The organism is Corynebacterium aurimucosum ATCC 700975 (assembly GCF_000022905.1).
Classification (GTDB): Bacteria; Actinomycetota; Actinomycetes; order Mycobacteriales; family Mycobacteriaceae; genus Corynebacterium; species Corynebacterium aurimucosum_F.
In genome coordinates this window covers 513,382-532,861 of record NC_012590.1, presented here as the reverse complement: position 1 = coordinate 532,861, position 19,480 = coordinate 513,382, and the positions used below count along the sequence as shown (strand labels likewise).

The 19,480-nt window shown below is 65.1% G+C and carries 18 protein-coding genes; 9 read left to right on the top strand and 9 right to left on the bottom strand.

Annotated elements, in window-relative coordinates:
- The first annotated feature begins 32 nt into the window (after positions 1-32).
- From CAURI_RS02675 to CAURI_RS02665, 3 genes are all read left to right on the top strand, one after another.
- Positions 33-938: a MetQ/NlpA family ABC transporter substrate-binding protein gene (locus CAURI_RS02675; protein WP_010189434.1), complete on the top strand. Its 906-nt coding sequence runs from the start codon at positions 33-35 to the stop codon at positions 936-938.
- 107 nt (positions 939-1,045) lie between these two features.
- Complete coding sequence (locus CAURI_RS02670) at positions 1,046-2,089, top strand: methionine ABC transporter ATP-binding protein (RefSeq protein ID WP_010189435.1); 1,044 nt, start codon at positions 1,046-1,048, stop codon at positions 2,087-2,089.
- Positions 2,086-2,766 (top strand): methionine ABC transporter permease, encoded by a 681-nt coding sequence (locus tag CAURI_RS02665; RefSeq protein ID WP_010189436.1) that lies wholly within the window; start codon positions 2,086-2,088, stop codon positions 2,764-2,766. Before CAURI_RS02670 ends, CAURI_RS02665 begins: the two co-directional genes overlap by 4 nt.
- Here CAURI_RS02665 and CAURI_RS02660 read toward each other — a convergent pair.
- A complete protein-coding gene (locus CAURI_RS02660) occupies positions 2,763-3,650 on the bottom strand; it encodes a sucrase ferredoxin (RefSeq protein ID WP_012714858.1) in 888 nt (295 codons plus the stop codon). The two genes, CAURI_RS02665 and CAURI_RS02660, sit on opposite strands and share 4 nt — an antisense overlap.
- Positions 3,651-3,748: 98 nt before the next feature.
- On the opposite strand from CAURI_RS02660, the gene CAURI_RS02655 reads away from it, so the two are divergent.
- Positions 3,749-4,402, top strand: coding sequence for an AMIN-like domain-containing (lipo)protein (locus CAURI_RS02655; protein ID WP_010189440.1), 654 nt, complete (start codon positions 3,749-3,751; stop codon positions 4,400-4,402).
- A 5-nt stretch (positions 4,403-4,407) separates the two neighbouring features.
- Here CAURI_RS02655 and CAURI_RS02650 read toward each other — a convergent pair whose 3' ends face one another.
- Both CAURI_RS02650 and CAURI_RS02645 read right to left on the bottom strand, forming a co-directional pair.
- Complete coding sequence (locus CAURI_RS02650; RefSeq protein WP_012714856.1) at positions 4,408-5,952, bottom strand: DNA polymerase Y family protein; 1,545 nt, start codon at positions 5,950-5,952, stop codon at positions 4,408-4,410.
- Positions 5,949-6,632: a hypothetical protein gene (locus CAURI_RS02645; protein ID WP_236660847.1), complete on the bottom strand. Its 684-nt coding sequence runs from the start codon at positions 6,630-6,632 to the stop codon at positions 5,949-5,951. Before CAURI_RS02645 ends, CAURI_RS02650 begins: the two co-directional genes overlap by 4 nt.
- A 59-nt stretch (positions 6,633-6,691) precedes the next feature.
- On the opposite strand from CAURI_RS02645, the gene CAURI_RS02640 reads away from it, so the two are divergent.
- Positions 6,692-7,102, top strand: a complete 411-nt coding sequence (locus CAURI_RS02640; protein WP_010189444.1) for a hypothetical protein — start codon at positions 6,692-6,694, stop codon at positions 7,100-7,102.
- A gap of 8 nt (positions 7,103-7,110) precedes the next feature.
- Here CAURI_RS02640 and CAURI_RS02635 read toward each other — a convergent pair whose 3' ends face one another.
- Both CAURI_RS02635 and CAURI_RS02630 read right to left on the bottom strand, forming a co-directional pair.
- Positions 7,111-7,764, bottom strand: a complete 654-nt coding sequence (locus CAURI_RS02635; protein ID WP_029158950.1) for a response regulator — start codon at positions 7,762-7,764, stop codon at positions 7,111-7,113.
- 2 nt (positions 7,765-7,766) lie between these two features.
- Positions 7,767-8,915 carry an ATP-binding protein gene (locus CAURI_RS02630; RefSeq protein ID WP_012714854.1) on the bottom strand — a complete coding sequence of 383 codons (1,149 nt, stop codon included), beginning with the start codon at positions 8,913-8,915 and terminating at the stop codon, positions 7,767-7,769.
- Between the two features lie 113 nt (positions 8,916-9,028).
- Here CAURI_RS02630 and CAURI_RS02625 point away from each other — a divergent pair, with 113 nt between their 5' ends.
- From CAURI_RS02625 to CAURI_RS02615, 3 genes are read left to right on the top strand one after another with little or no spacing between them, the layout of a single operon-like run.
- Complete coding sequence (locus CAURI_RS02625; protein ID WP_010189448.1) at positions 9,029-10,084, top strand: PspC domain-containing protein; 1,056 nt, start codon at positions 9,029-9,031, stop codon at positions 10,082-10,084.
- Between the two features lie 11 nt (positions 10,085-10,095).
- Complete coding sequence (locus CAURI_RS02620; RefSeq protein ID WP_010189449.1) at positions 10,096-11,214, top strand: threonine aldolase family protein; 1,119 nt, start codon at positions 10,096-10,098, stop codon at positions 11,212-11,214.
- A gap of 33 nt (positions 11,215-11,247) precedes the next feature.
- Positions 11,248-12,459 (top strand): HNH endonuclease signature motif containing protein, encoded by a 1,212-nt coding sequence (locus CAURI_RS02615; protein WP_010189451.1) that lies wholly within the window; start codon positions 11,248-11,250, stop codon positions 12,457-12,459.
- 594 nt (positions 12,460-13,053) lie between these two features.
- Here CAURI_RS02615 and guaA read toward each other — a convergent pair.
- Positions 13,054-14,622 carry a glutamine-hydrolyzing GMP synthase gene (gene guaA, locus CAURI_RS02605; RefSeq protein WP_010189455.1) on the bottom strand — a complete coding sequence of 523 codons (1,569 nt, stop codon included), beginning with the start codon at positions 14,620-14,622 and terminating at the stop codon, positions 13,054-13,056.
- Between the two features lie 24 nt (positions 14,623-14,646).
- Entirely contained in the window at positions 14,647-15,573 is a 927-nt protein-coding gene (locus CAURI_RS02600; RefSeq protein ID WP_010189457.1) for a LysR family transcriptional regulator, read from the bottom strand.
- Between the two features lie 74 nt (positions 15,574-15,647).
- Between CAURI_RS02600 and CAURI_RS02595 the strand changes: the two genes are divergently transcribed.
- Positions 15,648-16,643 carry an EamA family transporter gene (locus tag CAURI_RS02595; protein ID WP_010189458.1) on the top strand — a complete coding sequence of 332 codons (996 nt, stop codon included), beginning with the start codon at positions 15,648-15,650 and terminating at the stop codon, positions 16,641-16,643.
- A gap of 61 nt (positions 16,644-16,704) precedes the next feature.
- Here the strand turns inward: CAURI_RS02595 and CAURI_RS02590 are convergent, their stop codons facing one another.
- Positions 16,705-17,901: a GuaB3 family IMP dehydrogenase-related protein gene (locus CAURI_RS02590; protein ID WP_010189461.1), complete on the bottom strand. Its 1,197-nt coding sequence runs from the start codon at positions 17,899-17,901 to the stop codon at positions 16,705-16,707.
- Between the two features lie 9 nt (positions 17,902-17,910).
- Entirely contained in the window at positions 17,911-19,425 is a 1,515-nt protein-coding gene (gene guaB / locus CAURI_RS02585) for an IMP dehydrogenase (RefSeq protein ID WP_010189462.1), read from the bottom strand.
- Positions 19,426-19,480 lie beyond the last annotated feature (55 nt).

The following is a 19,480-nucleotide window of genomic DNA, read 5'->3' as shown; positions in this document are numbered from 1 at the left end:
CCCACCACTGACTAACTAGTAAAGGACGAATCATGCGCATCCGCCGCCTCGTAGCAGCCGCCGCCGCTAGCTTGGTTGCTGCTACCAGCTTGGTCGCCTGCTCGTCTGCAAGCTCCGATTTCGCCGCCGGCACCGCCGAGGATCCCATCATCGTCGGCACCACCGACGCCGAGCTTCCGGAGTGGGGCGTACTCAAAGAGCTCGCTGCCAAGGAAGGCATCGAGATCGAGATGAAGAGCTTCACCGACTATGCCACCCCCAACCAGTCCCTGGCTGAGGGCAGCACGGATACCAACAAGTTCCAGCACCTGAAGTTCCTCGCTGAGTACAACGTGGGCAACGGCACGAACCTCGTTCCGGTGGCCTCCACGCAGGTCTACCCCATGCCGCTGTTCTGGAAGGGCCACGACAGCATCGACGGCATTGAGGGCCAGGACATCGCCATCCCCAACGACGCCACCAACCAGGGCCGCGCCATCAACCTGCTAGCTGCCAACGGTTTGCTGGTGCTCAAGGAAGAGGGCAAGCTCACCCCGGACCCCGCCGACATCGACGAGGCCGCATCCAAGGTGAGCATCACCCCGGTCGCTGCTTCCCAGACCCCGTCCGCCTTCGGCGAGGGCAAGCCCGCCATCATCACCAACTCCTTCTTCAAGCGTGCGGGTATCAACCCGGCCGACGCCGTGCTTTACGACGACCCGGAAAACCCCAACGCCGACCCGAAGATCCTGTTCGACCCTTACGTCAACGTGTGGGCTGTGCAGGAAAAGGACAAGGACAACGAGAAGGTCAAGAAGCTGGCTGAACTCTACCTCTCCGATGAGGTGAAGGCCGCGGTACAAGACACCACGGGTGGCACCACTATCTTTGTGGATAAACCACAGGCAGAGCTTCAGGAGATTCTGGAGCGGCTGGAAGAGGAAGCCTCCTCTAGCTAAGCGAATCTCCATTCTCCCCCGCGCTCACGCTCGTTTGCGTGACCCGGGGGATTTTGCCCGTTACTCCCTCCTCACTCACTACACGGACACGTACAAAGGAAAACCACGTGACTGAACAACAAGGCGCCCACCGGGGCACCCGGATTGAATTCCGCAATATCACCAAAGTCTTTAAGAACAAGAAAACCACCACGACAGCGCTTGATGATGTCTCTCTAACCGTCGAGCCCGGTGAGATCATCGGCATCATCGGCTTCTCCGGCGCAGGCAAGTCCACGCTGGTGCGCATGATCAACGGTCTGGACAAGCCGACCTCAGGGCAGCTGCTTCTCGACGGCACCGACGTCGTCCCCCTCCCCGAGTCCAAGCTCCGCGGCATCCGCCGCAACATCGGCATGATCTTCCAGCAGTTCAACCTCATGTCCTCGCGCACCGCGGCGGGCAATATTGAGTACCCGCTGAAGCTGCAGGGCGTCGACAAGCAAGAGCGTAAGAAGCGCGTCCAGGAACTGTTGGAGTTCGTCGGTCTGGCGGACAAGGGCGATAACTACCCGGAGCAGCTCTCTGGCGGCCAGAAGCAGCGCGTGGGCATCGCCCGCGCCCTGGCTAATAACCCTTCCCTGCTGCTGGCGGACGAGGCCACCTCGGCGCTCGACCCCACCACCACCCACGAGGTGCTCGACCTGCTGCGCAAGGTCAACCGCGACCTCGGCATCACCATCGTGGTGATTACCCACGAGATGGACGTCGTGCGCTCCATCGCCGACAAGGTGGCCGTCATGGAAAGCGGCCGCGTCATCGAGGCCGGCAGCGTCTACGAGGTCTTTTCCAATCCGCAGACCAAGGTGGCGGAGAAGTTCGTGGCCACCTCGCTGCGCAACACCCCGGACGTCGTTGAGGCCGATGACCTGCTGGCCCACGAGGGCCGTCTGTTCACCATCAACCTGACTGAAAAGTCGGGCTTCTTCGGCGCCGCCGGCAAGCTCGCGGACAAGGGCGTGTCCATCGCCGTAGTCCACGGCGGCATCACCACCTTGCAGAAGCACTCCTTTGGCAAGATCACCGTGCGCCTCAACGGCCCGGATGCGGCCATCGAAGATTTCTACGCACACATGCAACGCACCACCGATATTGAGGAGATCCAACGATGAACGTCACCTACCTCGCGCAGGCCAATTGGGATCGACTGGGCAGCACGCTTGTCGACGCCATCAAGGACACCCTCATCATGGTCGCCACCACCCTGGTGCTCGCCGGCATCATCGGCCTCGTGCTGGGCATCCTGCTCTACACCACGCGCCCGGGTGGCATCCTGCAGAACAAGCCCATCCACTTCGTCATCAATATCCTGGTGAACTTTGTTCGCCCGATTCCGTTCATTATCTTGCTGGCCTTTGTGCAGCCGCTGACGGTGGCGGTGCTGGGCAGCTCCATCGGCCGTGAGCCGGCCACGTTCGTCATGGTTATTGCGGCCACGTTCGCGGTGGCGCGCATCGTGGAGCAGAATCTCGTAGCGCTGGATCCGGGCGTGATTGAGGCGGCCCGCGCGATGGGCGCTTCGCCGTGGAAAATCATCACCACGGTCATCATTCCGGAGGCGCTGGGCCCGCTGGTGCTGGGCTACACCTTCCTGTTCATCGGCATCGTCGATATGTCCGCGATGGCGGGCTACGTCGGCGGCGGCGGTCTGGGTGACTTCGCCATCGTCTACGGCTACCGCGCCTTCGAATGGGAGGTCACCGTGGTGGCTACGCTTATCATCATCGTGCTGGTGCAGGCAGCGCAGTTCTTCGGCAACTGGCTCTCGGCCAAGATTATGCGCCGCTAGCCGCGCGCCGCGTCCTGCGACGCGGCGCGTAGGATACGGACGCGACGCGCGGCAAAGTAGGACGAGGTCTTCGGCTCGTCTCCGCAGGAGGAGACGATGCCGGAGGCCTCTTTTTCTTCGAGCTCTACGTCCCATGCGCGGCCGTCGCGGTGTCGCACAACGACGCCATTTCTCGCGGCGTCCACCGCGTCGACGGTGAGGTCGCCGTAGTGGAGGGTCTCGGAGGCGTCGAGAAGCTGGCGTGCTACCGCAAGCTCCGCCACCTGACCTTGAGGCGTGGTGAGGCCGGAACCACGGTTGGCGGGGTAGAAATACTCGCCGTGCAGCGCCTTGCCCACGAGCTCGCGGCCGGCGTCCACGTTGAGGCGACCGAAGGAATATCCCCAGGGCATCAGCAGCACCGACGGCGCGAAGCGGTGGCCTTTGGTGTGGGAGGTTTCCCACACGGTCTCCTCAAATTCGCATGCCAGGGAGGCAGCAAGCGGACGGCCCTTGATTGCGCAGCAGGCATCGCGCTTGGCGTGGGTGCACACGAGCACCAGCGGCAGGCACGTGCCAGTGGGGTGCTCAAGATCCAGATCGAGGATGTCCTCCGGGCCGTTCAGGACGTAATCCTGCACTAAGCCCTCGCGTGCCCACACAACGAAACAGCGGAAGTGCCCCGTCCCCCGCTCATGCCCGGCGCGCCCGGGGCGGCGAATGAGCTGCAGGCCCGCCACGCCTTTGAGCTTGGCCTTGAGCTTCGCAGTCAAGCCGGGGCCAAAGGTACGTCCGTCAAGCACGTCGCGAGACCACGCCATGGGCCACTCAAAAAGGACGTACACGGATTCTTGTTTAGCGGTACCGGCCAGGGGCTCGACCTGGACGTCAGAGCAGAAGGTCATGGCGCCATCTTAACTGGCATCACTTGCTTCACAACAATGTGGTTACGATGCTTAGCGCGATGCATATAATTCCCCGAAGTGCCACTACGCTCGAAGTCATGCCGAAACATAACCTCTTGCGCACAGCCGCCCCAGTGGCCGCACTCGTTGTCTCGGGTGCGCTCGCGCTTCAGGGATGCGCTCCGTCTTCCTCCCCGGACGGCAGCTCCGACGGCCCCACGAAGACTCTCGACGCCACCCTGTCCGGCGCCTCCACCTCCACGGCTACCGTTACTCCCACTGCCCCCTCCCCCGCCGCACCGGCTGGGCTGACCCCGCTGGGCGACGCCAACCTAGAGATGAAAACCCTCCGCCCACCGGCCCCCTCGGAGCTGGTGGTGACCGATGTCCGCGTGGGCAAGCATGAAGGTTTTGACCGCGTGGTCTTCGAGTTTGTCGGGGACGGTTCACCGGGCTGGTTCATTGATTACACCGATGCCCCCGCCCAGCAGGGCTCCGGCAACCCGATTGCTTATGAAGGTTCCACCGCGCTCGACGTCAGCATCGACGGCACCGCTTATCCCTTCCAACTCGACATGGAAGACCCAAACATCGGCACTATAAAGGGTGCCGGCGGGCTGGTGACCCAGGTGGTCAGCAGCGGTACCTTCGAGGCTCGCTCGCAGTTCGTTATCGGGCTTAATGAGCGCCACCCGTATTCGGTTCAGGTGCTCAGGGCGCCGACGCGCCTGGTCATCGACATCCTGAACTAAGCAGTTCAGGCATAGGTTGCCTCCACTGACCAGCGCCCGCCTGCCCACACGAGGAGCCAGGCGCGCTGGCCTTTGTCGTTTTCTCCGACGACTTGCAGACGCGCGCAGCGCTGCGCCGCACCTGCTTCCCACCACTCAGAGTCCACGGGCCACGGGCCGGCCCAACCGGTCACCCGGTAGCGGTGGCGCCCCCACCCCAGGCCTGCTGGCTCCCCGGAGAGGAGGGCCTCGGCGGTGACGATGATGTCCTTCGAGGAGGAGTCGATAAGCCGAATCCGCGCGGCTGGGTGCGCCAGGCTCGCCGGGAGCGGCGCTGGGATGCGCCCCGGCCACGTGCCTTCCGGCTGCGGATCACGCTGCTCACCATAGGGGACGTACTCGATGCGCTCGGCCACCCCGCGCCCGGCCGCCGGGCGGGGCTGCAGCACGCGGTCCACCCCCAGCTGGGATTGCACGCGCGCGATGACGCGCTTGGCCTGCTCGGCGGATTCGCCCGCACCCCACAGGAGCCCATCCCCCGGCGGGGCAACCTCCACTGGCTCCAACGCCAGCTTGACGATGCCCCCTCCCTCACCCGGCGCACTCCCCGCCCGCGCAGCACTCAGCCAGCCATCGAGCTGCCAGCGCACGCGGTCCGCCGTGGCGGCCTCGCTGAGCGCTTTCTGGGTACGCCAAATCCGCTCCAGGCGCTCGCCGCCCTCGAACTCCGCGGCAACGCGCAGCCGCAGGCACACCACGCCGGCCTCCTCGAGAGCGCCGTGTAGCCGCGCCGCGAGCTGGCGCGCGGCAAAAGCCGCAGCATCCACGCGTTCCAGAGGCTCCTCAAAACCCTGTTCCACACCCAAATCAGGGCGTGCAAGCTCCGGCGTCACGCGCCTATCCGGTGCGGCCGCGGCCACCGCGTGGCACCGCCGCCCGGCCTCGCCGAAACGGGTGGTAACTTGGCGCAGCGGCAGGCTCGCTAGCTCCCCTAAAGTGCGCACGCCCAACTGCTCCAAGGCGTGCACCACGTCCGCCGCACACCCCAGCGCCACCTCCGCAGCCAATACTCCCACCGGCTGCTGAGCCAGAAATTCGCGCGATTGCCCCGCCGGAACTACCGCGCCCAGGTTGCGGTGCCGCGCGGCAATCAGCGCGGTAGCAATCTCATCGGCGACGCCGACGGTGGCGTCGAGGTGGGATCTGGCGGTGGCGTCGACAAGCATCTCCACCGCCTTTGCCTCACTGCCGTGGAAACGCCCGGCCGCGCCCGCATCCACGATGACCAGGCCCGGACGCAGCACCTCCACCGAGGAGGCCACCGCATCCAGCCCCGCGGCGATCTCCGCGAAGACCACCCCGTCCCGATCCGGGTTGGCCTCCTCCACGCGCAACTCCGGCAGGAGGGCTTGGGCTTGGCGCACCCGCATCCCGCGACGCGCCCCCGCCCGGCGCGCCGCCGCGTTGCACACCGCCACGCGGTGCTGGGCGGCGATAGCGCACGCTGCCCTGTCGGCGTCCTGCAGCGCCTGGATAGGCCAATCCGGGAACCACAGCGCCGCGACCCTCACACGACCTCCAGGCGCGGGCGAGTGTCCGGCCGCTGCCCACACGTGAGCACTCCACGACGCGGGCGCATGCTTGCCGACGCCACCCGCACCCCTATATCAACTCCCCGAATCCGCCCGCTGCCCCGGCCCAAGCCATGTACCGCAACGACCTCCGCGCCTATCTCCACAGCCGTAGCCGGCAGCCGAGTCCCCACGGTGAGCAGGGCTGCCTGCCCAGCCCGCACTTTCGCCAGCACGGGGCGCGCCCGGGTGGGGCTCAGCTCGCCTGTCCCCTTGTGCACGACGAGGTCCAGCCCCTCACACAGCACGCCGGTTACCGCCCAGGGCTCTACGCCTGGATCGGGCACCGTGATAACCCGGGAGATATCACCTTCCTCGGCCACTTGTGCGAGTGAAAGATCTGACCAGCCCACCACCCCGACGTGTCCGCCCGCCGCGCTAACATGGGATATCAGCTCCACCACGAGCGCAGCACATTCCGCGCAGGCGGTTGCCTGCTTGCGAGGAAGGCCACCGCCCGGGAGCAGCTCAGATAGCCCTTCGGGGACTCCGAGGAGCTCCGCTTCCGGCTGTACCTGTGCAGAATCATCCGGGGTTTCCAGGCGTTGAATCTGGGCGCGCAGGACCGCAATTTGCTCGGCCTGCGATCCACCCACCATACGAACACCTGTTTGATTCATGGTTCCCATTATGAACCTCTCCCCGGACGCGCGCAATTGCGCTGGTAGCGTTAGGCGCCATGAATCCCCTCCGCGCGCACACCACCCCGATCCCCACTCCGCCGTGGGTACGCCTCGGCGCCTCGCTGCTAGCTGGTGCCGCCGTGGGGGCAGGTAGCAGCCGCATCCACTTCGGCCTCGCGCTAGGGCTCAGCCTGCTCTTCCTCCTCGCGGCCTGCGCGCTCGTATTCCTGCACCCCTACCGCGCGGACCTGCGCGATTATGCCCAGCGCCACAACGTCACCATGCTGCCCAACGCCGCACAGCTTATTCCCCTCATGGTGCTGTGGTTGATGGTTATGCTCTCCCCGCTCCTCGCACTACCTGCCTGGGGCAGCGCGCTGGTGTGGGTGCTCGTCGCGGGCGCGGCCTTCCTGCTCTTTCCCCACGTCGACGGCTCCCGCAAGCTCGCCTACGCTCCCCCTGCCTAGGCTGCGACTTAAGCCAGGTCGCGCGAGGTGGCCCAGCGCGTGAGCTGATGGCGGTTGGACTGCTGGGTCTTGCGCAAAATATTGGAGGCGTGCGTTTCCACCGTCTTGACCGAGATGAACAGCTGCTTGCCAATCTCGCGGTACGTATAGCCGCGCGCGAGCAGCCTCAAGACCTCCAACTCGCGGCGCGTGAGCGCATCCACCGCCGGGTCCTGCCCCTCCTCCGGCTCCGGCGCGGGCGATCCGGAGGCAAAAGCGTCAAGGACAAAGCCTGCCAGGCGCGGCGAAAAGTATGCGTCCCCGCTATGCACCTGCACCACCGCCTCGGCCAGGTCCGGGCCGGAAATATTCTTCGTCACGTAGCCGCGCGCGCCCGCCCGAATCAGCGCAATCACATCCTCCGCCGCATCCGACACGCTCAGCGCCAAAAACACCGGCCGCGCCGGCTGATTAGCCGTCGCGTTAATAACGGCGAGGCCGCCGCCGTCGGGCATGTGGACATCAAGAAGCACCACATCCGGCGAGGTGCGCGCAATGCCCTCCAGCGCCTCCGCGACGGTGCCGGCATCTCCCACGATCTCAATCTCCGGAGCCGCCGCCAACTCGGCGCGCACGCCCGCGCGGAAGACGGAATGATCATCAACCAAAAAGACCTTCACCATGCTCATAACGCTACCGCCAGCTCCACCTCGGTGCCCTCCCCCGGGGTCGAGGAAATCCGCACGCGCCCACCAGTTCCCTCTACGCGCGCGCGAATACTGTCACGAATCCCGTGCCTATCAGCGGGAACAGCATCCACGTCGAAACCCACCCCGCGGTCGCGCACAAAGATACTCAGCTCGCCCGCCAACAACTCCGCGTAGACGTCCACCACGTCCACGCCCGCGTGCTTGCCGGCATTCACCATCGCCTCACGCGCGGCCTGAATAAGCAGCTTCGCGGACTCCGTCAACTCCGTGTCCTCACCCACCGTCACTGCGGATACCCGCATGTCAAAGAGATCCTCCACCTCCCCGCACGCTGCTTCGAGGGCGCCGAAGCAGGTGGTGGGGGCGGCGGAAGGGGCGTCGAAAAGCCAGGCGCGCAGCTCGCGTTCTTGGGCGCGCGCCAAACGCGTCACCTCACGCGAATCCCCCGCCCGCTTCTGAATCAGCGCCAGCGTCTGCAGCACCGAATCGTGCAGGCGGGCGGCAATCTCGGCACGCTCCTCCGACACCGCCTTCGCCGCCTGCTCCTGCGACAGCGAACGCCAGAGCTTCAGCACCAGCGGCACCACCAGCGCGCCAAAGCCCACCAGCGTCAGCGCCGTGGCCAGGATCGCCGAACCCGATCCACTCTCCCACGTCACCGCCGCCACCACGACGCCACCGATGACCAGGACAGCACCGGCCGCCACAGCAACCAGGCCCACCGGGGTATTCAGGCCACGGTCATAGGCCAACCACGCCAGCACCGCGCCGATGGCCACCACCGCCAATGGCACCGCCACGCTTAGCGACGCCCCCGAAACCCCCAACACCCCCACCGCACTACCCGCCAGCGCCAGGAACACCAGCACGAGGGAGAGGGGGCTCCGGCGGGTGGAGGGGGCGTCGTCAAGCGCGGGCGTGAAAATCCACAGCCCGGCATAGGCCATCGCCCCCACCCCACCCAGCAGGGTCAACGCGGTCAAGGCGATGCGCACGGAGAGCGCCGAAACCCCCAGATTCTGCGCCAGCCCCGCCGCCACGCCGGCGACCACGCGGCCAGATTGGGGGCGCGACATCACGGGATAAGGCGCCGCGTTTTCTGCAGGCACATAGGGCGAAGTCATACTAGACATAGTCCCACGCACCACCCCTCGGGCACATCAGGGACAACCCTGAGGTCGAAAAATCAGGGCGATTACCGATACCGCCGCGAGACCCCACGCGGCACCATAAAAGCATGACGAAGAACAGCACACTCAACCAGATGTGGACGACCCGCCCCGTCCGCCTTCCTAAGAAACAGGGCGGTGACGCGCACATCGCTGGTGTCTGCGAAGGCATCGCGGTGCGCTACCAGCTTGACCCCACGATCGTCCGCGTGGCCTTCGTGGTCGCAGCACTCGCCTTCGGCGGCGGCATCGCTGCCTACCTCGCCGCGTGGGCACTCATGCCGCGCTTCGGTTCGCCCTACTGCCCGCTCGATGCGGCCCTGGGCAAAGATGGCGTCAAGGAGGAACAAGAGCTCGGCTGGGTGCTGATTATCGGCGTCCTTCTTACGTTTAGCTCCGGCCCGCTGTTCCTCAGCGGACAATTCCTCGCCGGCCTTCCGCCCGCTACGCTGACCTTCGGCCTGTTGGCGCTGGCGTGGTACGCCCTTCACCAACGCGAACCACTACCGCCCAGCGGGCTGTTGGCCACCGAACAGCCGGTGCGCGAGGAACCTGTCAACCTCAACCCTTATACCCCGGCAGACGGCCATCCTTTCCCACCGGGGCGCAGGACCCCGCCGTCCTGGGATCCGCTCGGCGTGGTGCCCGATGCCTGGGACCTGCCGGAGCCGGGCCCGCGGGAAGAACCGAAAAAGAAGCGCGGTTCGCAGTGGGCTGAGGCCGCGATTACCCTCGGCGCTGTGGGGGCTGCCCTGACGATTGCCTTCTTTGGAGGCACCTTCGTCATCGAGGCCGACGAAGAATCCGGCTTCAGCGCCCGCTTCAACGTCGGTGAGCAAGACATCGCGCCCACCCATGAAGATGAGCTCGAGGACTACTACGACCTGGGCATCGGCGAATCGACGGTGGACTTCAGCCAGCTCCACGAACTGAAAGACGAGCACGACGTCACCGTCGACGCCGGCATCGGCGCCGTCGAGGTCATCCTCCCGAAGGACATCCCCGTCGCGCTGACCTGTGATGACGGCCTGGGCGAGAGCAACTGCACCGAACGTCAGGACCCTGACGCGCTGTTGAACATTCACATCGACGCAGGCATCGGCGAAGTCACGGTCACCGGCTAAACTGGCCCACCATGATTCACTTCGGCAACGACTACCACCGCTCAGCCCACCCCCGCGTCCTCGAAGCCATTGCGGGGGCGGGTGGGGCTTATGCCGGTTATGGCGCCGACGAGCTCTGTGCCACGGCCGCTGAGCGCATCCGCACTGCCTGCCAGGCGCCGAACGCCGAGGTGCATTTCATGGTCGGTGGCACGCAGGCCAACGCCACCATCATTGCCCATCGCCTGCGCCCCTGGGAAGGCGTTATCGCGGCGGATAGCGGGCACATCGCCACCCATGAAACCGGCGCCATCGAGCACACTGGGCACAAGGTCATCACACTGCCGAACCAGCTGGGAAAGATCACCGCCGCGCAGGTGCGCGCATGCATGAAGGAATACCGCGCCTCCGGGGTAGAGGAACACATGCCGGAGCCCGCGCTGGTCTACATCACGCAGCCCACCGAGTTCGGCACCGCCTACTCCCGCGCGGAGCTCGTGGCCCTGCGCGCGGTCTGCGACGAGTACGAGTTGGGCCTGTTTGTCGACGGCGCCCGCCTCGGCTACGGCCTGTCCGCTTCGGACATCACCCTGCCGGACCTGGCCACGCTTGTCGACGTCTTCACCATCGGCGGCACCAAATGCGGTGCCCTCTTCGGCGAGGCCATCGTCTTCCCCGCGGGCGCGCCGCGCTTTCGCAATGCCATGAAGCAAAACGGCGGCCTGCTAGCTAAGGGCTGGTTGCTCGGCGCGCATTTCGCCGCCCTTTTCAGCGCCCCTCGTGCCTCCGCCGATGCGCTCCCCGGAACCAACGCTTCCTACGCAGACGCTAGCGCAACTACCCCAGACACTGAGGTCACCGGCACAGCTGCAACCACCCTCTACGAGCAGATCTGCGCCCGCGCCAATGCTCAAGCACAGCGCATAGCCGAGGCATTCCGCGCCGCAGGCATCGACATGCTCTTTGACTCCCCCACCAACCAGCAATTCGCTCTGCTGACACGCGAGCAAGAAGAAAAGCTCTTGCAGGACTTCGTGTGCCAGTTCTTCGAAGAACACGAAGGCCTACGCGTGGTGCGTTTTTGTACGGCGTGGTCGACGGAAGAGGGGGACGTCGATAAGCTCTGCGCTGCGATTTCTGCGCTCAAGTAGCGAGGTTGCCCAACCTGGTTTAGGCTGTGAGCTATGCAACTGGGGGGTTACATTCAAGCACTAGCGCGCGGGCTCGACGTGGTCGAGCAATGCGCCGGTGTCACGCGCGCGCAGCTGGTGCAGATGGGTGCGCGGCCAGATTTCGCAGAGAAGCTCCTGGGGCTGCACGCGCTGTACTTCGGGGACACGATGTTCCGCTCCCGGCAGCGCAAGGCCCGCCGCACGGGCCACGACGTGTTCACTCTCCTCGATATCGAGCGCTACTGCTCCAAGCTCAAGGCCCGCAAGGCCTGGGAGCTGCGCCAACTACTGGCCTCCACCCCGCGGGAGAAAATCCCCATGGTGGCGAAGGCCAAGCTCAAAGAGTGGCGCCCGCCCAAGGACCCAGCGCCGGGCGTGCGGGTGACGCGGCGCGCGGGCCGCAACCACACGCTGAGCATTACGGATTCCTCGCTCAATATTTCCAAACTGCTGGCCGTGCTGAAGACAACCGACAAGGACTTGCTCACCGCGGCGCATACCGTGTTCCGCGGCGGCGGTGGTTCCGGCCAGAAGCTGCAGTCCAACGTCATCGTGCGCTTGGATGAGCTGGACCGCATCGTGGATGGCGATGGTGAGGAGATTGAACTGCAGCTGACGAATGGGGCCACGGTGACGGGGGCGGAGTTCGTGCGCGAAAAGCTTGCCGACGTCGGACTCATCACCCTCGTCCATCCCCACCACGGCCCCGTGAACCTGTACATGGCGAGCCGTTTCGCCAACACCAAGCAGCGCCTCGCGCTGTCGGCGGAGCACCCGACATGCGCGTGGCCGGGTTGCAACGCGCCCGCTGAAGACTCGCAGATTCATCACCTCACCCGCTTCCAAGATGGCGGGCCGACGAATATGTCCAACTTGGTGCCGCTGTGTGCCTACCACAATGCGGTCAATGACGATGATCCGGAAAAGCCCACCGGCCGCGGGCGTCTCGACCGCATCGATGGCCGCGTGCACTACCTGCCGCCGTGGGCGGGGCCACCAATTCCCATCGAAAGCCCGGCCCACCCGCCGCGCTCCGCTCCGGCCCCTGCAACTCCTGCGGCCCCGGGTTCCGCCCTGAGTTCTGGGACGCGTACAGCTGCTCGGACATCCACGGATCCGCCAACATCCGACCCTCCCGCCTCACGTTCCGGCCCACCTTACGGCTCTGGCGCTGGGGAACCGCCGCATAACTCCGGCGAACCTCCGGACCCACCACCGAGTTGATGAGTGGATTTAGCCCGTAGACTTCGCCCTGATCTCACGATCAAAGCGCCACCCCGCCGGAACAACCGGTCGCGAGCCACCAGATCACTGGCTTGCGACACCCTGCGACGCACAGCCGCTTTCACCAGCCGCTCGCTGAGAAAATTTGCTCAGCGTGCGGCTACTCGCGCGCGCGTTATAGAGGTATGCATCTTAGCGCCGTGCGCACTAACGCCGTCGATACTGTCAACGAGCACGCTAGCGGCGTGCGCGCCCACAGTATGTGGGCTGCCGATGTGTGCTCACAAGTACGTCAGCGCCATCTGAAAATTTTGGTGAAGCTGACCAGCACCGTGGCCATGCAGACTCTCTATACCGCACCGCGGGCGGAACTCACGGCGAGAAATACGGGACAGCTTCAAGGCCATCAGCCGCACCAGCAGAACGTTAGGGGCTGAAAACGTAGAACGCGGCCGCGCCCCGTTAGTTAGGGCACGGCCGCGCTACGCAGCATCTGGGAGTTTGCTTCGCTACATGCTCTCTAGCACTGCGCTATCTCACTGAGATACTCCACTGCACTGATGCAGTGCGTGTCCCAGTGCCTTTCGGCTGCGCTTACTCCCACTCGATGGTTCCGGGCGGCTTCGAGGTTACGTCGAGCACCACGCGGTTGACTTCCTTGACCTCGTTGGTGATGCGGGTGGAGATCTTCTCCAGCACGTCGTACGGCAGGCGGGTCCAGTCCGCGGTCATGGCGTCCTCGGAGGACACCGGGCGCAGGACGATCGGGTGGCCATAGGTGCGGCCGTCGCCCTGGACGCCGACGGAGCGGACGTCGGCAAGCAGCACCACCGGGCACTGCCAAATCTCGCCGTCCAGGCCAGCGTTGGTCAGCTCGGTACGCGCGATGAGGTCCGCCTGGCGCAGCGTCTCGAGGCGCTCCTCGGTGACCTCACCGATGATGCGGATACCCAGGCCCGGGCCCGGGAATGGCTGGCGCGCCACGATTTCCTCCGGCAGGCCCAGCTCACGGCCGACGGCGCGCACCTCATCCTTGAAGAGCAGGCGCAGCGGCTCGACGAGCTCGAACTCGACGTCGTCTGGCAGGCCGCCCACGTTGTGGTGAGACTTAATGTTCGCGGTGCCGTCACCGCCACCGGACTCCACCACGTCCGGGTACAGCGTGCCCTGCACCAAGAACGCGGCGTCCTGGCCGTCCAGAGCCTGGTCGACGGCGCGCTCGAAGGAGCGGATGAACTCCGCGCCGATGGCCTTGCGCTTGGCCTCCGGTTCGGTCACACCGGCCAGCTTGTTGAGGAAGGCCTCGCGCTCATCAGCGGTGATGAGCTTGGCGCCAGTCGACGCCACGAAGTCCTTCTCCACCTGCTCACGCTCACCCGCGCGCAGCAGGCCGTGATCGACGAAGACACAGGTCAAACGGTCACCGATTGCACGCTGCACCAGCGCTGCTGCCACGGCGGAATCCACGCCGCCGGACAGGCCGCAGATCGCGCGGCCTTCCTCGCCGATCTGCTCACGCACATCGTTAATGAGCTGCTCCGCAATGTTCTCTGCGGTCCAGTTCTGCTCCAAACCTGCGACCTCAGTCAGGAAGCGCGTGAGCACCTCTTGGCCGTGCGGCGAGTGGAGAACTTCCGGGTGGTACTGCACGCCGGCCATCTTCTTGGACAGGCACTCGAAGGCGGCCACGGGAGCGCCCTCGGAAGAGGCGGTGACCTCAAAGCCCTCCGGGGCTTCAGAGACCGAATCGCCGTGCGACATCCACACCTTGTGGGTGTCCTCCAGACCCTTGTGGAGCACGCCGCCGGACACGGTCATGTCCGTGCGACCGTACTCGCGGGCACCAGTGGAGGCCACGGTACCGCCCAAGGCTTGGGTCATGGACTGGAAGCCGTAGCAGATACCAAAGACCGGGATGCCGAGTTCGAGCAGCTCCGGCTTCAGTGCAGGGGCGCCGTCCGCGTATACGGAGGACGGGCCACCGGAGAGGATCAGCGCGGCCGGGTTCTTGGCCTTGATGTCCTCCACGGAGGCGGAATTGGGGACAACCTCGGAGTAGATGTTGGCCTCACGCACGCGCCGGGCGATGAGCTGCGCGTACTGGGCGCCAAAGTCCACCACGAGGACAGGACGCGGGGTTGTATTTGGGTTAGTCACGGTCATCAGTTTAACGCAAGAACCCGCGCCCTAGACCGCAGGGAGTGGCCCAAAATCTTTAGCGGTGGCAGCCGCCTTGCCTAGCGCCTCCCGGAACGCCCGCAAAGCGGGGTGTCCCTCGCGCCCGGCGCGCACCGCGGTGTAGAGCGTGCGGGTGGGATTACCGGGCAAGGCAACCACGCGCACGCCCTCAATCTCGTCGAGGAAGAGGTCCGAAATCACCGCCACCGCGTGGCCTGTGCGCACCAGATGCGCGTGCAGGAAGGGGTCCGGGGTTTCATAGAGCACGCTGGGGTTAAAACCATGCCGCCGGCACAGCCGGTGGACGAAGCGCCCCAATAAAAACTCCTCCGGGTCCATGGCAAAGGGGATTTCGCCATCGCATGCTGCAAAATCCTCCAAGCGCAACTCGCTCCAGGGGCCGGTGAGTGGGGTGATGAGGCGGAGGGGGTCGTCGAGAAGCAGCTCCCGGTGGGTGTGCTCATCCGTGGCGGGCATGTCCGACTCATACTCTTCACCCAGGATGAGGTCCACCTCCCGGCGCGCCAGCAGCTCCATTGCGCCATCGGCTTCACGCTGGATGATCTGCACGCGCAGGTCCGGGTATTCGCGCGCCAACTCCGTCAGCGCCCGTGGGACCAGCGAGGACATGATCGTTTGAAAGGTCGTGACCTTAATCGTGCCCCGCACCGCGTTGGTTGACGCGATGACCTGCGACTCCGCCTCATCCGCCAAAGCGAGCATCCGCTCAGCGTAGGAGGCAAGGATTTCGCCCTGCTCCGTCAGCCGCACGCGCCGGCCGACCTTCTCATACAGCGCCACGCCGACATCCTTTTCGCACTGCGCCAGTTGTTGGGAGATGGCCGAGTGCGTGTAGCGCAGCGATTCCGCCACAGCGGTGACGGTGCCGAGGCGTTGCAACTCGTAGAGAATGCGCAGACGGTGCAGATCCAACATGACAGAATCCCTAACAGGTACGTGTTAAAAACTGTAGATAGACTAACAGTTTTTCCCACCCCACAATGGACTGCATGACCAATCCGTTTGCAGTTTTGTGCGTCATCGGCTCGTGCATTTCACTCCAGCTCGGTGCGAGCCTCGCCATTCAGCTTTTCCCCATTGGCGGCCCGTGGGGCACCGCCTCGCTGCGTCTGCTTTTCGCCGCCGTGATTCTGCTCGCCATTGCGCGACCGCGCGTGCACACATGGAGCCGCGAGAAATGGATCTCCGCCACCATGTTCGGCCTCACGCTGGGCCTGATGAATGGCTTTTTCTATGCCGGCATCGAGCTCGTCGCGCTGGGCCCGGCGGTCACCATCGAGTTCCTCGGGCCGCTGCTGCTAGCGGCCTGTCTCTCACGCTCGCTTCGCGACGCCACCTGTGTCGCCCTCGCACTTCTCGGCATGGGCCTGATGGGCTTGGACTCCTTCAACGGAGCCCCCCTCGACCTGCGTGGCGTGTTCTTCTTGTTGTGCGCCGGCGCAATGTGGGCCGCCTACATCCTGGCCAGCAAGAAGGCCGGGGCGCTCTTTAGCGGTGCAGACGGCTTGGCTATGGCTTTCCTCATCGGCAGCCTCGTGCTCCTGCCAGTGGGCGGGCGCGGCGCGGTGGCTTTGGCCAGCGACCCCACCCTATTGCTGTTTGCACTGGGTACGGGCGTGCTGGCCTCGCTCATCCCCTACTCTCTGGAATTCATTGCGCTGCGCAAACTTGCCCCCAACGTCTTTTCGATCCTCATCGCTTTGGAGCCTGTCTTCGCCGCACTCTTTGGCTGGATCCTGCTCTCCCAGAACGTGTCCCAGCTCAAGCTGGCGGCTATCGGGTTGGTGGTGGTGGCCTCGGTGCTACAAACCATGGCGCCGGCCCGCGGGCGGGTGGTTTTCCGCAAGGTGGCACTGCGCCCACGCCGCCTGAAGAAACCCCGGCTGCAGTGGTTTCAGAAGCCGCGTAACAGTGACACCGCTGATGCAGTGAGCCCCACACCGAATTCTGAGTCCGGCACCCGCACCACTGAGACGGCGAAATAATTTCAGCCCGGAGCCTTGTTGCTCGGCGCAGCGCTCCCCCGGGCGGCTGCGCCAACGCAGATTAGCGGACGGCTAGTCCGACCTTCTGGAAGGACTTCAGGTCCGTGTAGCCGCACTTTGCCATGGCACGCTTGAGCCCACCGACCAAGTTGAGCTCACCCAGCGGCTCGTTGGATGGACCGTGGAGTACGACCTCCAAGGAAGGCGCACCCGCTGAGGCGTCCTCGGTGGCGCCAGAAGCTGCATTGCCAGAAGCGGCGGCGTCAAAAGCATCGGCGCCAAAAGTGCCGGTGCCCAGGAGGGAATCGGCCACGCCAATCGGCTCAATGAGGCCGCGCGGGAAACGCGGGTGGCCGGCCGTGGACGGCCAGTACCAGCCCTTGCCGCCGGCCTCCGCCGCGCGGGCTAAGACCGGGCCTAGAACGACACCATCGGCGCCACAGGCAATGGCCTTGGCGATGTCTGCGGAGGTGAAGATGTCGCCGTCGGCAAGCACGTGCACGTAGCGTCCCCCGGTCTCGTCCAGGTAGTCGCGGCGTGCGGCCGCAACATCCGCGATGGTCGTCGCCATGGGGATATCAATGCCGACGGTCTCCGGGTTGGTGTTCACACCGGAGCCAACAATGATGCCCGCGGCGCCCGCGCGCATGAGGTGCAGCGCCGTGGTGTAATCCGCCACGCCACCGGCAATCACCGGGGTGTCCAGCGAACCGATGAACTCCTTCAAGTTGAGCGGCTCGCCACCGGTCTGCACGTGCTCGGCGGAAATCAGGGTGCCGTGGATAAACAGCAACTCCGCGCCGGCCTTAATAACCACGGGCGCCAGCTCACGGGCGTGCTGCGGGGAGACCCGCACGGCCACGGTCACGCCGGAATCGCGGACCTGCGCGATGCGCTCGGCCAGCAGCTCCTCGTTCAGGGGTGCTGCGTGCAGCTCCTGCAGCGTCGACAGGTCGCCGAAGTTCTCCGTCACGCGGGCAATCGCGCCCTCCAGGTCCTCGTGGCGGCCCCACAGGCCTTCCGCGTTGATAACACCGAGGCCGCCTTGCTTGCCCATCTCGATAACGAACTCGGGAGTGGCCAGCGCATCGGTCGGCGCCGAGACGAACGGGACCTCAAAGGTGTAGGCATCGATGTGCCACGAGGTGTCCACGTCCTTGGAGGAACGGGTACGGCGAGTCGGCACCAGGGAGATCTGGTTCAAGTCATAGGTGCGGCGTGCCTCGCGGCCGACGCCGATTTCTACGTAATCGCGCATTCTTAGTCCTTAGCGGTAATTCGGAGCTTCGACGATCTGCTGAAGGTGGTGCGGGTGAGACTCCTTGAGGCCCGCAGCGGTGATCTGGACAAATTGCTTGGTCTTGAGCTCGGCCAAGTTAGCGGAGCCGGTGTAGCCCATCGAGGCACGCAGGCCGCCGACGATTTGGTGAACGATGGCATCGATGTCACCGCGGAATGGCACGCGGCCCTCCACGCCTTCCGGCACCAGCTTGTCCTCGCTCTTAACGTCAGCCTGGAAGTAGCGGTCCTTGGAGTAGGAACGCTTCTCCCCCGACAGGCCGCGGCCCTGCATGGCTCCCATGGAGCCCATGCCGCGGTAGCGCTTGTACTGCTTGCCTTGGACCACGACGATATCGCCCGGCGCCTCCGTGGTGCCGGCCAGCATGGAACCCAGCATGACGGTATCGGCGCCGGCCGCCAAGGCCTTGGCGACGTCACCGGAGTACTGCATGCCACCATCACCAATGACCGGCACACCCGCCGGGCCAGCGACGGCTGCAGCTTCCATAATGGCGGTGATCTGCGGGGCACCTACGCCCGCCACGACGCGCGTGGTGCAAATGGAACCCGGCCCGATACCGACCTTGATGGCGTCGGCGCCAGCCTCAATCATGTCGCGGGCTGCTTCACGGGTGGCCAGGTTGCCACCGATGACGTCAATGCGGTCACCAAAGTCCTTCTGCACACGGGAGACCATCTCCAGCACACGGTTGTTGTGGGCGTGGGCGGAGTCGACGACGAGGACGTCTACGCCGGCGTCGACAAGCTGGCCTGCGCGCTGGTAGGACTCCTCACCGGTGCCGATGCCCGCCGCCACGAGCAAGCGCCCAGAAGCATCCTTGGAGGCGTTAGGGAATTGCTCGGTCTTGACAAAATCCTTGACGGTGATGAGGCCGACGAGCTTGTTTGCATCGTCGACGATGGGCAGCTTCTCCACCTTGTTGGCGGACAGCAGCTCCAGCGCCTCCTCCTTGCTGACGCCTTCCTTGGCCACGACGAGCGGCATCGGGGTCATGATTTCAGAAACCTTGCGGGAGAAATCCGCCTCGAAGCGCATGTCACGGTTGGTGCAGATACCCACGAGGGTGCCCTGCTTATCGACGACCGGCAGGCCCGAAATCCGGTACCGCGCGCACAGCGTGTCCACTTCGTCGATAGTCATGTCCGGGGTGGCCGTGACCGGGTCGGTGACCATGCCGGATTCGGAACGTTTAACGATCTCTACCTGCTGAGCCTGCTCCTCTGCGGAAAGGTTGCGGTGCAGGACGCCGATGCCGCCCTGGCGCGCCATGCCGATGGCCATGCGGGCCTCGGTCACCGTATCCATCGCGGCGGAAGCCAGAGGCACGCCGAGGCGAATGTTGCGGGTGAACTGCGCCGAGGTATCCACCTCGGAGGGGACGACGTTGGATTCTGCGGGAAGCAGCAGAACATCATCAAAAGTAAGGCCGTAGAGTGCAATCTTGTCGGGGTTGTCTCCGCCGGTGTGGACGTGGCTCATGAGGGTGGGGCTCTCCTAAACTGACCAGATAGTTGTATGCGGTAGCCCTCACTGT